The organism is Bacillus sp. RO2 (genome assembly GCF_012911845.1).
Taxonomy (GTDB): domain Bacteria; phylum Bacillota; class Bacilli; order Bacillales; family Bacillaceae_I; genus Sutcliffiella_A.
On sequence record NZ_JAAXCU010000051.1, the window covers coordinates 14816 to 28221 of the forward strand.

Below are 13406 nucleotides of genomic sequence, written 5' to 3' on the forward strand. Positions count from 1 at the left end.
CCCTTAACAACAAGTAATTCTAAGTCCTTTTTCCTCAAGCTCTTTCAACTTTTCTTCTAGTGAAGGAACATGCACTAATATAGAAGTGATTAATCCATAGTGCGGATGTTCGGTATTGATGGAATACATGATCCACTGACCTTTTCTTGATTCTTTAACCAGACCCACTTCTTTTAGTTTTTTCACATGCTGACTAATAGAAGGCTGACTCATTTGGAAAATCTCGACAAACTCACATACACAGCAATCGTGATCTTGTAAAAGAGCCAACATGGAAAGCCTCGTTTTATCACCTAAAATTTTTAGCGTGACTGCCGCTTCTTCCATTTTCAATACTTGTTGCATACACACACCTGCCTTTGGAAAAGATAAGTAATATAATCAAATACTTATATAACAACATGCTTATATAATAAAACACTTATATATATGTTGCAACTATTCTTTTGTAAATTGTTTGTAAAGGTGAATTGCAGAATTATCTGTTAATCGTTATAATATTCTTAAGAAAGCGCTTCCAAAATCATATGAGTGGGAAAGGTGATGCTGTGTTATGATGGACTATCAGTACAGACGACGAGCTTTTCAAAACCTACATGTGGAACAAGAAGAAGCAAAGAAAGATCTAAAACTAAAAGTTAGAAAATCCAAATCGATGTTGGCTTCCATAGCAGCGTTCTTTTCCTTTTTTCATCACACATCTTAAGGAGCTTCTATGCTCCTTTTTATTATGTCTTTTTATCTACAAAAAAATTGAAGTGATGTTTCTGTTTAGGTGGACCTAATTTTGTTGAGATCAGTAAACATTAGAAGTAACAGCAAAACGAGAAGTGAGAGGGCCCTCTACTACCAAAAATAAGAGCTTAAACAGGAATGCGGGAGGAGACAATGCCTCTACTACCGAAAGAAGAATCTCAACTAAAAAACGGGTGGAGAGAAACACTCTCTACTACCGAATCAGCCCCTTCACCTGGAAAACGGGTGGAGAGAAACACTCTCTACTACCGAATCAGCCCCTTCACCTGGAAAACAGGTGGAGAGAAACACTCTCTACTACCGAAACAGCCCCTTCACCTGAAAAACGGGTGGAGAGAAACTCTCTCTACTACCGAAACACCCCCTTCACCTGGAAAACAGGTGGAGAGAAACTCTCTCTACTACCGAAACACCCCCTTCACCTGAAAAACGGGTGGAGAGAAGCTCTCTCTACTACCGAAACAGCCCCTACACCTGAAAAACGGGTGGAGAAGGAGTTTCGCTCCACCAAAACAAAGAACAGTATGTCATGGCGCAACAAAAAAACGAGACAAAAAATTGTCCCGTTAATTAACTATTTATTAATGACCTGAAGTAGCAGATAAACCTACTCGGTCAATTAGTGTCTTGCTTTCATCATTAAGGCCGACGATGCTCACATTTTTACCCAACCTTTGATATTTCAGTACCGTTTTGGATATGGCAGTAACTGCGGATTGATCCCAAATATGAGTGTTACTAAAATCAATGATGACTTCTTTTGGGTCATTATTATAATCGAATAAATCTACAAAGTGACTCATCGTTCCAAAAAACATTTGTCCAGATATTTGATAATGCATGACATCTTCTTTTAATGTCATAGTAGCTTTGATTTTCGCCATCTTCCATCCAAAGATTAGTGCACTTAGAATAACCCCTGCTGCTACACCTTTTGCAAGGTCGTGCGTATAAACAACAATAGCAACCGTTACAACCATTACTACTGCGTCTGCGCGAGGAATTTTGTGTAGTTCTCGAATCGACTGCCAATCAAATGTTCCAATAGAAACCATAATCATTACTCCAACAAGTGCAGCCATCGGAATCTGAACCACTACATCTCCAAGCACCATGATGAGGAATAGAAGGAATGTACCTGCAACTAATGCAGAAAGCCTTCCACGTCCCCCTGATTTAACGTTTATTACAGACTGTCCAATCATCGCACAACCAGCCATACCACCAAAGAACCCGGTTACGACATTTGCGATACCTTGTCCCTTCATTTCTCTGTTCTTATCACTCTTTGTATCTGTCATTTCGTCTACGATTGTTGCAGTTAAAAGTGATTCAAGATTACCTACGATAGCAAGTGTAAAAGCATAAGGGAGGATAATCATAAATGTCTCCCATGACAAATCAACCATTGGGATATGGAAGAAAGGTAAGGTTCTTGAAATTTCTCCTTGGTCGCCTACTGTACTTAGTCCAAATCCTCCACCAAAAAGCGTTATTGCAGTGATAACAACAATTGCCACTAATGCAGATGGTAAAGCTTTAGTGACTCTTGGAAGCAAATATATTATGGCAAGAGTAGCAATGACGAACCCTACCATTATCCATGATCCTCCTTTTTCTGGAGTAAAATGGACTAATTGTGCGGTGAAAATCAAGATTGCTAAAGCATTAACGAATCCAATAATAACTGCCTGAGGAAGGAACGATATAAATTTCCCAAGTTTAAATACACCCATTATGATCTGTATGATACCAGTTAACACAGTAGCTGCAAACAGGTACTCGATTCCATGATCTGAAACCAATGTAATCATTAATAATGCCATTGCTCCCGTTGCAGCTGAAATCATCCCTGGTCGTCCACCAGTGAAGGCAATAACCACGGCAATACAGAAGGATGCATAAAGACCTACCATCGGGTCAACACCCGCGATGATAGAAAATGCAATCGCTTCTGGAATGAGGGCTAATGCTACGGTCATCCCGGCAAGTACGTCACCACGCACGTTGCCAAACCATTCTTGTTTTAAGTTTGCTACGTTCATAGCACACCTCTTTCTATATTATTTAGTTTTGTGACTTTCTACTCTCAAGAAAGTCTGGTCCGTTTGCAACAGAAAGAATCATACCACATATTTTCTAGGGTGAAAATCATCGTGAAAACGGGAACATACGAGATTATCTCTTTATTTCTTCGGTTTCCTCTATTTATCTATCATTTTTGTATATCTGTAAAAAAATAGACAATGTAACAATAAAGAAAGCTCTGTTCATTAAGAACAAAGCTCTTCCCTTTAGTCATTCAATTCGTAATGGCTACCCTTTACAAGGTAAAATATATTTTCTGATATATTGGTGGTGTGATCGGCCATACGTTCAATATATCGGCAGATGAAGCTCAATTGGGTAATTTCAGGAATCAAATCCGGGTGGTCTTTTGTCAACTGAAGTAACTCACGGATGTTTTGACCGTAAAGCTCGTCCACTTGATCATCCATATCCGCTACTTTCTTCGCCAAGACTACATCTTCTTCATAATAAGCTTTCAAAGCAAGTGATAACATTTCAGTTGCAATGCTATGCATTTTCTCAATTTTCTCAAGCTGAATGATTGGTTGAGTTGTTTTCCCGATTCTTATTGTCGATTTTGCAATATTTACAGCAAAATCTGCGATTCGTTCTACATCCGTGGAAATTTTGATTGCGACAAAGATTCTACGTAAATCAATCGCCACTGGCTGCTGTTTAGCAATAAGAAGAATGGCAAAGTCATTAATCTCTTCATCTAAACGGTCTGCCTTGTTGTCCTCTTCAATAATCTGAAGCGCAAGGTCCACATTTTGGTTTGTTAAGGCGTCAATGGATTTTCCCATTGCAATTTCAGCCAAACTTCCAAGTTCCAATAATTTATCTCTTAACGTTTCTAAATCCACATGAAATTGACGCAATACCATCTACCTCTTCCTCTCTCTACCTTTATTATCCGAAACGACCAGTAATATAGTCTTCTGTACGCTTATCAGACGGATTGGAGAATAATTTGTCTGTTTCAGAATATTCTATCACTTCCCCATTTAAGAAGAAAGCTGTTCTGTCGGATATACGTGCAGCTTGTTGCATATTATGCGTTACAATGACAATACTGTAGTCTTTCTTTAATTCTTGAACGAGTTCTTCCACTTTCAGGGTAGAGATAGGATCAAGTGCTGATGTTGGTTCATCCATTAAGATAACGTCTGGCTCGATAGCCAAGCAACGTGCAATGCATAAACGCTGCTGTTGTCCACCAGATAGGCCATATGCATTTTCTTTTAGACGGTCCTTAACTTCATCCCAGATAGCCGCTCCACGTAAGCTTTTTTCCACAATTTCATCGAGGACTTTTTTGTTGCGAATTCCATGAATTCTTGGTCCATAAGCAATATTGTCATAAATGGATTTTGGGAACGGATTAGGTTTTTGGAATACCATTCCAACATTTGTTCGTAGTTCTTCCACTTTATAGGATTTACCTAAGATATTCTTTTCACGATAAAGGATATCACCAGAAACTTTTACACTTGGAACTAATTCAACCATACGGTTCAATGTCTTGATATAAGTGGACTTCCCACATCCGGAAGGCCCGATAATCGCCGTAACTTCGTTTTCATAGATCGGCAAGTTGATGTTTTTCAACGCCAAATTTTCGCCGTACCATAGGTTCAAATCTTTTGTATGATACACAATGCTTTTGTCTTTTGGAGTTATTGTTTTAGAAGAATTGTTCTTCGTTTCACGTTCAGGCACCGTAATTTGCATAGATGATTCCTCCTAGGATTAAAATCTTCTTTGGAATTTATTTCGAATAATAACTGCAATGGAATTCATGACTAATAAAATGAAAAGTAGGACTACGATAGTAGCTGCTGCTAAATTCGCATATTCTGCAACAAGAGCTGCGTCAATTGTCCAGTAGTAAATTTGCATTGGAAGCACCGTGAATTTGTCAAAAATACCCTCAGGTAGCGGAATCAACAACGCTGGAATTCCCAATACAACTAGTGGAGCCGTTTCCCCGATGGCACGGGATAACGCAAGGATAACTCCTGTTAAGATACCCGGTAATGAAGCTGGCAAAACGATATTCTTGATTGTCTGCCATTTAGTCGCACCCATTCCGTAAGATGCTTCCCTTAAGTAACCAGGAACTGAGCGAATTGCTTCTTGACTTGCTACTACAACGATAGGAAGAACTAATAATGCCATTGTCAGACCACCAGCCAAAACGATATTTCCAAGGCCAGCCGCCCTAACAAAAATAGTTAATCCCAAAATACCAAATACAATGGAAGGTACACCTGCTAAGTTAGAAATATTAGTCTGTAAAAATCTTTGTAGGCGTCCTTTTTTGGCATACTCTTCTAAATAAATAGCCGTTCCTACTCCAAGAAACAAAGTGATTGGTGCAACGACTAACATCAGCCATAAAGTACCCATAATGGCACCCATGATTCCAGCTCGATCTGCCATTGTGGAAAGTTTATTCGTAATAAATTGAAGATCAATCCAACCCATACTTTGTGAAATAACACGGTAAAAAAGAATGACCAGTACAACAAGACCAATTAGTGTTGCTGCTAAAAATAATGATTTAGCAATTTTGTTCACCGTTAGTCTTGAATTCATTTTCTTTTGTACTTGCGCTGCATCAACATACTTCATCTTAATATTCCTCCCTATACTTGCGAGAGATATACTGCGCGATCAGGTTCATGACAAGCGTAAACACGAACAACGTCATCGCAACAGCATACAAGCTATAATATAAAGTTGAACCAGCTGGTGCATCTCCACCGGTTACTTCCACAATGTATGCGGTCATCGTTTGCATAGATTGTGTAACGTCAAACGTAAAGTTCTTTGTACTTCCACTCGCAATCGTTACAATCATCGTTTCACCGATTGCACGAGAAATAGCTAGAACAAATGATGCGACAATTCCAGACATAGCTGCAGGAACTACCACTTTCCAAGCTACCTCAAGCTTCGTTGATCCAAGCGCCAATGCTCCCTCTCTCATTGCATTGGGAACCGAGCTCATCGCATCTTCCGATAATGAGGCAACCATTGGAATAATCATAATTCCCATTACTATTCCTGGACTGAGGATATTGGTTGGTTCTAAACCAGGAATGATTTGTCTTAATAGAGGTGTTACAAAAGTGAATGCAAAAAATCCGTAAACGATTGTAGGAATACCTGCTAGCACCTCTAAGATGGGTTTTAAAATTCTTCGTACTCTATCTGATGCATATTCACTTAAGAAAATTGCACTCATTAAACCGATAGGGATTGCTACAACCATTGCAATGACAGATGAAATAATCGTTCCTGTCAATAAAGGAAGCACACCGAATTGTGCATTTTCCCCTAAAGGTTTTAACTGTGTACCAGTAAAGAAATCCAGAAACGGAATCCTAGTAAAGAATTCTACTGTCTCAAATAATAAAGTAAAAATAATACCTAATGTTGTAAAAATAGAAATTGTTGCGATACCCAAAAGAAACTTTGGCACAAACGCTTCAATAAACCTATTTGTGTTCAGAGTCGTCTTTTTCTTATTGATTAACTCTCTGACATTGATGCTATCTTTCTGATTAGCCAATTTGAAATCCCCTTTCATCCTTTACCCTAACGTAACAAGGACCATCCAAAGCCTATTTTAAAAAATACATAGAGGAAGATGAGCAGCAAGGAGCCCCTCATCTTCCCTGAAAACTTACTTTAAACCTTCAAGCTCTTCTACTGCAGCTTTGATTTCTTCATCTTTCAATGGAGCAAAGCCTGTTTCACTTGCAACAGTTTGTGCATTTTCCATTGTGTAGATTGCATAGTCAAGTACTTGAGGCTTTTCTTTCGCCATACCTACATTCAAGTAAGTGTATACTGGACGAGTGAAGTTTGCATACTCACCGTCTTCAGCGATTGTGTCCAGAGATGGTTCTACAGGACCGTTACCGAAGTCAACTTTTACAGCAGTTAATTTATCTGTGTTGCTCGCATAGTAACCGTAACCGAAGAATCCAATTGCGTTTTTATCTTTAGAAACAAGGTCTACAAGTGTAGAGTATTCTTGTTGTAAGTTTACACCTTCAACTAAATCTTTTTCTTCAAGGATTTTTTCCCAGAAGAACTCATATGTTCCGTGGTTTTCATTTGGACCGTAAGCTTTGATTGGCTCATTAGGGAAATCCGGGTTGATATCAGACCAGTTCTTAATATTACCTTCAGCTAAGAAGATTTTTTTAACGTCTTCTTCAGTCAAATCAGTTGCCCAGTCGTTTTCTTTGTTGATAACGATTGTCAAACCGTCAAGTGCAACTTTCATTTCTTTTACTTCCATGCCAAGCTCATCAGCTTGTGCTTTCTCTTCATCTTTAATTGTACGAGATGCGTTATTGAAATCAGTTCCGTCTTCTACTAGGAACTTCTTGAATCCAGCAGATGTACCAGCACGACTTACTTCAACAGATACGCCCTCTTGAGCTTCAGTCATGTATTTTTCAGCCATTAGAGACATAAAAGGAAATACTGTTCCAGACCCATCAATTACTACACTACCTTCAAGTTCTTCTCCGCCTTCAGCTGAAGACCCTTCGTTACCACCGTTATTGTTTGCATTCCCACATGCCGCAGCGAATACTGCAAGTGATGCAACGATAGCTAGCAATAAAAAACGTTTGAAGCTTTTCATTTCTTAATTCCCCCTAAGGTTTTTGTTTGATGTTTCTGTTTATATCTTGCCCTACGAATAATAGAATATAACTTGTGTGTTAACTCTGTATGAATCAAGTGTAAAGGTTTTGTAAATGTCGTTTTTTCTGTTGTTTTATCGGGAATAATGGAGGAATTTAGTGAATGTTCGCTATTGCAAAATATGTAAAGGGGCATAAGGACACAAAAAAAGCACCCCGATTTGGAGTGCTTTTTTACTATTATTCTGTATCTTCTTCGTTATTCTGCTGTTCTACTTCTTCTGTTTGTTCTTGATTTTCTTCGGATTTTTCTCCTTTAGCACGTTCTTTCTTTAGATTAAAGTAAGCATCCATAACCGCATCACCGATTCGGGTACTTATTCCTCCTGTTACATTAAAGTCAGTAGACGCATAAGGTACCATAATGGCAAAAGCAATCTCTGGATCGTCATAAGGAGCATAACCTACAAGATTAAAGTTTAGCGTTTCATAGGAGCGTCTTTCTCCATTAGGAAGTGTTTCTATATACCTTGACTGCGCTGTTCCTGACTTCCCTGCAGGTTTATATTGTTTCATTTTCGAACTACTTGCTGTTCCCCTTGATCCATGGTAAACCCTAATAAAACCGTCTTGAACACGCTTAATTTGACTATCTGTCATGTCTACTCTGTTCAATACGTTAGGTTCAAATGGTTCCACTACACGACCCAAACCTTCCCCGTTATTAGGCTCTCTAATTTCTTTCACTAATTGCGGCTGCATTCTATACCCGCCATTTGCAATGGTAGATACGTATTGAGCCAGTTGCAGAGTAGTGTACGTATCATATTGTCCGATGGATAAGTCTAGAAGCAAACCAGGCAGACTAGTATCTGTTCCTTCAAAGCCCGCGGACTCACGTGGAAGATCAATACCAGTTTCTACTCCTAAACCGAATTGAGCTAAATAGGATCTAAATGTATCATAAGCGTCTGGTGGTATATACAAAGGCTGCCTTGGCGAGTAATTAGCACCTGCAATAGCCATCGCGATTCTGAACATATAGACGTTGGACGATCTTTCAAGAGCTGTTAAATCATTTATACTTCCCATATTCGTATAAGAAGCCTTTTTCAGAGCATCTGACCCTCGCCCAATATATAATGGGGCATCGTACAGATAGGAACCAGGTTGAATGACACCATGCTGATAACCAGCTAATACAGACGCTCCTTTAACCGTTGAACCAGGTTCATAAGCTTCTTGAATGGCACCCAATGCATTATCATATATTTTTAGTTGCCCATCTTCTTCATCTCGAATTAATTGTTTTCCTGCAAGTGAAAGAACTTCCCCAGTTTTGGGATTCATGACTACAACAAAAGCACGGTCTAGAAATCTCGCCTTGGCACTTGGGGTTGCTCTCGTTTGAAGCATTTCTTCAATTAATACTTCTTCTACTTTTTGCTGGAATTCCATATCAATCGATAAAATTAAATCTTTCCCACGCTGTCCATCATAAACCTTTTCTTGACGAAGAAGGTTTCCACCTGTATCAGTTACATTACGCACTCTTGCCTTTTGACCTTGAAGAACATTTTCGTATTGTGCTTCTAATTGTGAGGTACCGATTCGATCATTTCTACTATATCCACGTGCAAGGAACTCATCAATCTTCTCACTTGGTATCCCTGACTCTGAAGTTGAAACTTTGCCAAAAACAGAATCTAAGGTTGATCCATAAGCATAAGATCGGATGAAATCTGTTGTAATATCTACACCAGGTAAGTCTGTCAGCATTTCACTGACCATTGCAAATTCCTTTGCCGTCACATCTTGGTTCTTAACAATTTGCGGGGTCAGTGCATACCCTTTATTAAACTCTCTGAAGATAGCTAGTACTTCTTTTTCTTCTTCTGTAATCTCATCTAATTGCTCTTTCGTGATTCTATCTAATTGCAAATCGTATAAGTCACTTTCTTCTATATCCCCATCGGCAACTTTTTTTCGATCTTCATCTGTTATTAATTTTGCCGCCTCTTCAGGTCGGGTCAAAATCCAATAGTCTTTCTTATCCCTCTCCTGAATGTTCTCAGTATCCATCGTAATTATTTCAGAAAGCTTTTTTGCAACCTCTAACTGTTCCTTTGAAGAGGTAGATTGCATTCGCGTATATGTAATCGCATTTAATGGGGTGTTGTCTACAACTACATTACCATTGCGATCGTAAATTTTCCCTCTTGGTACTAACGTATTTACCGTTACGTTCTCAGTCCGGTCTACCTCTTTACGATAATCTTCCCCAAAAACGATTTGGACAAATCCAAGTCTTAAAATGAGGGCTGAGAACAGTAAAAAAACCGCAAAAAACAAAAGGTTTAAGCGAGACGGGACGTAATTCTTCTTTTTCTTTTTTTGTTTTTGATTGGTCATCCTTTACACCTTTTCATTAATTATTTCGAGAGGCTAATATAAGCAACTTGTTTATAAAAAGTAAGAGACACCTACGTTAGTCTGTATAGGTGTCTGTGTCTTTATCTATTGTATAGGAAATCGCAATAAATTTCTATTATTAAATCCCTTTTAAGGAGTTGATTCTCCCTCCCCGTCTCGCAAAGTTGTCACAATTGGATGTGGTTCTTCCTTTGGAGAAGGAATGGGCTCTAATTCTACCTTCCGTACAAACGGATAGATTAATGCGTGTCCGGCACCAATTACACACAATAGGATCGGAATACTCTTTTGCGTATCAAAAAAGATAACAGCAATCAAAAATAAGATAATAGAAGTAATACGCCCTAAATTCAAGAAAATTTCCCTGACAACAATATATTCAATGCGCATTTCTGCTGCTTTCCACCCTCTTCCAATCACATCATAGGTTAAGGAAACATATGGAACTAACAACAACGGATAGGCAATTGCGATGGTAACTGCGTACATGAGCAACTTGACGTAAGTTAATTCAAAGATAAGAAAGAATATTGCTCCATATAATATTAGTCCTCCAAAGAGGATCGCTTTCTTCCTGAACTCTTTCTTAATAAGCCTCGTTGCCAAATAGTAACAGACAAATGCCACAGCTGAGTTTAACAGTCCAAACGTTCCTAGTGCCAATTCACTGTTCGTTGTGATAAAAACCAATACAGAAACTGCAAAAAGGAAAGTACCTTCACGTAACCCTTGGAAGAAGTGTGCATTTGTTATGTATCCCCAGTTTGCATTATTTTTTCTTTCCTGCAGTATGCGTCTTAATTCAAAGCTTCCTTCTGCCCCACGCCTTTTTAAAAAGAGGCTTAAGATTACTGCAGCAAAAAAAAGAATAAGGGAGATAGTGAAGATCACCGTGTAACCTGTAAACTTTTCTAATGTAGAGATAATATAGCCAGCCGCAAAGGGGCCTATCATTCCCCCGATTGAAGTCAAAATACCTAAAAATCCATTAAAAAAGTCTCTGGTTTCTGGCTCTGTAATTTCAAAGGTCAATACGTTGAAAGCAAGCCAGTAGAAACCATATCCTATGCCAAGCAGTGCTCCTAAAAGTAATAAATAGTTGGAGGCCTTGTCACCAATGAACAAAACAAACAAATAAAAAAGTGCTAAGAATACGACTCCTAAACGTAGCACAATGACGCGATCGATTTTTTTGGCCCATCTACCTGCCAATATAAATGTTAATGGCTGAAAAATAACTATTGCTAAATTGTAGAAGCCTAGGTCGCTGAATTCGCCTGATTGCTTCCAGAGGTACACATTTACAAATGTATTGGATAGAGCGATGCTGAGAGAGTAAAGTCCACCGATGATTAAGAGTAGCATCAGGTCTTTGTTTACTTCGACATCGCCGATCAGTTTTTTTAATGCTGCCATTATTACCCCGCTCCTTTATCTACGTTTATTGTGGCTTAAAGGAGTGGGAGTTATGTACTTTGATTTTTGAACATCTTGTAGTAACTGTTTAACTCCGCTGTTGATTTCCGCAAATGGCTACGCTTTCCTAGGGGCGCTGCTGGAGCCTCCTCGGCTTCGCCTGCGGGGTCTCCACCTAGCGCTATCTCCCACAGGAGTCTTCGCCTTTTGCTCCAATCAACAGCTATAGAACACATAAAAAATTAAAACTCCCATCCACTTATGGATGAGAGTTTATGGGTTAGAAATTATTTTGCTTCGTTGTAAAGTTTTCCTACTACATCCCAGTTGATTACGTTGAAGAATGCGTTGATGTAGTCAGGACGGCGGTTTTGGTAGTTTAGGTAGTAAGCGTGCTCCCAAACGTCAAGGCCAAGAACTGGAGTCTTACCTTCCATTAATGGAGAGTCTTGGTTTGGCGTGCTTGTAATTTCAAGTTCACCGTTGTTTACTACTAACCAAGCCCAACCAGAACCGAAACGAGTAGCTGCAGCTTTTGCAAACTCATCTTTGAAGTTGTCAAAGCTCCCAAATTTGCTAGTTAAAGCGTCAGCCAATTCACCGTTTGGAGAAGTAGCGCCACCTGGAGTAAGGATGTTCCAGAAAAGACTGTGGTTCGCATGTCCACCACCGTGGTTGCGAACAGCAGTTTTGATGTTTTCAGGAACTGCATCCATGTTGGAAATTAGCTCCTCTACACTTTTACCTTGAAGTTCTGCTTGTCCTTCAAGTGCTGCGTTAATACCTGTTACGTAAGTATTGTGATGCTTTGTGTGGTGAATGTTCATTGTTTCTTTGTCGATGTGAGGCTCCAATGCGTCGTATGCATAAGGTAATTGTGGTAGTTCGTATGCCATAATTATCTCCTCCTAATTGTTATGTATTAAAAAATTGAACCAAAAAAGCAAGACCCTTTTGATCCGTTAGTTTCAGATTACCAAAACTTGTACAATCTTTCAATTAATCTGCTTGCCTTCCTAAAATAATTATTAACTATTAAATGGATAACTCTTGAGACAAGCGATACATACTTTCATCAATTTTATGAGGCATGGAGAATACTTCATCAAAGGAATAATCAACAATCTGATTTTTTTCCATCCCTACTGCTCTACCTGCTTTTCCTTCCATTAATAACTCCACAGCTCGTCCGCCTAGGCGGCTTGATAGGACACGGTCAAATGCAGTTGGTGTTCCTCCTCTTTGAATATGTCCAAGAACCGACACCCGCGTTTCTAATTGTGTTTCTTTTTCAATCAGTTTAGCAAAATCCATTCCACTGCTAACGCCTTCTGCAAGGACAATGATCGTATGTTTTTTGCCTCGTTTTTGCCCACTCTTTATACGTCCTACTACATCTTCAAGTTTAAATCCTATCTCAGGGATGATAATGGTCTCTGCTCCACCTGCAAGACCAGCCCATAAAGCGATATCCCCAGCATGGCGGCCCATCACTTCAATAATAAATGTACGTTCATGAGAAGTTGCAGTATCTCGTATTTTATCAATAGCGTCAATTACTGTGTGAAGTGCTGTATTAAATCCTATGGTATAATCTGTTCCAGCAATGTCATTGTCAATGGTTCCTGGCAACCCGATACACGGAAAGCCATGTTCTGTTAGCTTTTGTGCGCCACGGTAAGACCCATCTCCACCAATAACCACAAGCCCTTCAATTCCATGTTTCTTCAATTGTTCTATTCCTTTTTGCTGCCCTTCAAGGGTTTTAAATTCTTCACTTCTAGCTGTATATAGAACGGTTCCGCCGCGGTGGATGATATCTCCAACAGACCCAAGCTCCAACTTTTTTATATTACCAGCCATAAGTCCTGCATACCCCTGATAGATACCATATACATTTAAGTTGTGGTATATTGCTTTTCTTACAACAGCCCTTACAGCCGCATTCATTCCAGGCGAGTCCCCGCCACTTGTTAAAACTCCGATCGTTTTCAATCCATTCACTCCTTTTTCGTACCTATTATTGCTATAGCACAAATGAATCCTTTTCAAACACTTCTAGTA

The 13406-nt window shown here is 39.2% G+C and carries 12 protein-coding genes; 1 reads left to right on the forward strand and 11 read right to left on the reverse strand.

What is annotated here, in order from left to right:
* Positions 1-3: 3 nt before the first annotated feature.
* A complete protein-coding gene (locus HF078_RS17185; protein WP_148987607.1) occupies positions 4-345 on the reverse strand; it encodes an ArsR/SmtB family transcription factor in 342 nt (113 codons plus the stop codon).
* 208 nt (positions 346-553) lie between these two features.
* Between HF078_RS17185 and HF078_RS17190 the strand changes: the two genes are divergently transcribed.
* On the forward strand, positions 554-706 hold the full coding sequence (locus tag HF078_RS17190) for a hypothetical protein (RefSeq protein ID WP_169292266.1): 153 nt from the start codon (positions 554-556) through the stop codon (positions 704-706).
* A gap of 631 nt (positions 707-1337) precedes the next feature.
* Here the strand turns inward: HF078_RS17190 and HF078_RS17195 are convergent.
* The 10 genes from HF078_RS17195 to pfkA form a co-directional block, all read right to left on the reverse strand.
* A complete protein-coding gene (locus HF078_RS17195) occupies positions 1338-2801 on the reverse strand; it encodes a SulP family inorganic anion transporter (protein ID WP_169292267.1) in 1464 nt (487 codons plus the stop codon).
* 249 nt (positions 2802-3050) lie between these two features.
* Positions 3051-3710 carry a phosphate signaling complex protein PhoU gene (gene phoU / locus HF078_RS17200; RefSeq protein WP_169292268.1) on the reverse strand — a complete coding sequence of 220 codons (660 nt, stop codon included), beginning with the start codon at positions 3708-3710 and terminating at the stop codon, positions 3051-3053.
* 25 nt (positions 3711-3735) lie between these two features.
* Complete coding sequence (gene pstB, locus HF078_RS17205; protein WP_169292269.1) at positions 3736-4557, reverse strand: phosphate ABC transporter ATP-binding protein PstB; 822 nt, start codon at positions 4555-4557, stop codon at positions 3736-3738.
* Positions 4558-4575: 18 nt separating this feature from the next.
* Complete coding sequence (pstA, locus tag HF078_RS17210; protein ID WP_169292270.1) at positions 4576-5460, reverse strand: phosphate ABC transporter permease PstA; 885 nt, start codon at positions 5458-5460, stop codon at positions 4576-4578.
* A 1-nt stretch (position 5461) separates the two neighbouring features.
* The gene (gene pstC / locus HF078_RS17215) at positions 5462-6421 is read right to left on the reverse strand and encodes a phosphate ABC transporter permease subunit PstC (protein ID WP_060665021.1); all 960 of its coding nucleotides are present in this window, start codon (positions 6419-6421) and stop codon (positions 5462-5464) included.
* Positions 6422-6517: 96 nt separating this feature from the next.
* Positions 6518-7492, reverse strand: coding sequence for a PstS family phosphate ABC transporter substrate-binding protein (locus HF078_RS17220; RefSeq protein WP_169292271.1), 975 nt, complete (start codon positions 7490-7492; stop codon positions 6518-6520).
* A gap of 241 nt (positions 7493-7733) precedes the next feature.
* The gene (locus tag HF078_RS17225) at positions 7734-9905 is read right to left on the reverse strand and encodes a peptidoglycan D,D-transpeptidase FtsI family protein (RefSeq protein ID WP_169292272.1); all 2172 of its coding nucleotides are present in this window, start codon (positions 9903-9905) and stop codon (positions 7734-7736) included.
* A gap of 150 nt (positions 9906-10055) precedes the next feature.
* Positions 10056-11342 carry an MFS transporter gene (locus HF078_RS17230; protein ID WP_169292273.1) on the reverse strand — a complete coding sequence of 429 codons (1287 nt, stop codon included), beginning with the start codon at positions 11340-11342 and terminating at the stop codon, positions 10056-10058.
* A gap of 287 nt (positions 11343-11629) precedes the next feature.
* Positions 11630-12238 (reverse strand): superoxide dismutase, encoded by a 609-nt coding sequence (locus HF078_RS17235; protein ID WP_148987616.1) that lies wholly within the window; start codon positions 12236-12238, stop codon positions 11630-11632.
* 139 nt (positions 12239-12377) lie between these two features.
* Positions 12378-13337 carry a 6-phosphofructokinase gene (gene pfkA, locus HF078_RS17240; protein ID WP_168864135.1) on the reverse strand — a complete coding sequence of 320 codons (960 nt, stop codon included), beginning with the start codon at positions 13335-13337 and terminating at the stop codon, positions 12378-12380.
* Between the last annotated feature and the right edge of the window lie 69 nt (positions 13338-13406).

Coding starts and splice junctions, on each gene's coding strand:
- HF078_RS17185 (WP_148987607.1), bottom strand. CDS start 345: ATGCAACAAGTATTGAAAATGGAAGAAGCGGCAGTCACGCTAAAAATT.
- HF078_RS17190 (WP_169292266.1), top strand. CDS start 554: ATGATGGACTATCAGTACAGACGACGAGCTTTTCAAAACCTACATGTG.
- HF078_RS17195 (WP_169292267.1), bottom strand. CDS start 2,801: ATGAACGTAGCAAACTTAAAACAAGAATGGTTTGGCAACGTGCGTGGT.
- phoU (WP_169292268.1), bottom strand. CDS start 3,710: ATGGTATTGCGTCAATTTCATGTGGATTTAGAAACGTTAAGAGATAAA.
- pstB (WP_169292269.1), bottom strand. CDS start 4,557: ATGCAAATTACGGTGCCTGAACGTGAAACGAAGAACAATTCTTCTAAA.
- pstA (WP_169292270.1), bottom strand. CDS start 5,460: ATGAAGTATGTTGATGCAGCGCAAGTACAAAAGAAAATGAATTCAAGA.
- pstC (WP_060665021.1), bottom strand. CDS start 6,421: ATGAAAGGGGATTTCAAATTGGCTAATCAGAAAGATAGCATCAATGTC.
- HF078_RS17220 (WP_169292271.1), bottom strand. CDS start 7,492: ATGAAAAGCTTCAAACGTTTTTTATTGCTAGCTATCGTTGCATCACTT.
- HF078_RS17225 (WP_169292272.1), bottom strand. CDS start 9,905: ATGACCAATCAAAAACAAAAAAAGAAAAAGAAGAATTACGTCCCGTCT.
- HF078_RS17230 (WP_169292273.1), bottom strand. CDS start 11,342: ATGGCAGCATTAAAAAAACTGATCGGCGATGTCGAAGTAAACAAAGAC.
- HF078_RS17235 (WP_148987616.1), bottom strand. CDS start 12,238: ATGGCATACGAACTACCACAATTACCTTATGCATACGACGCATTGGAG.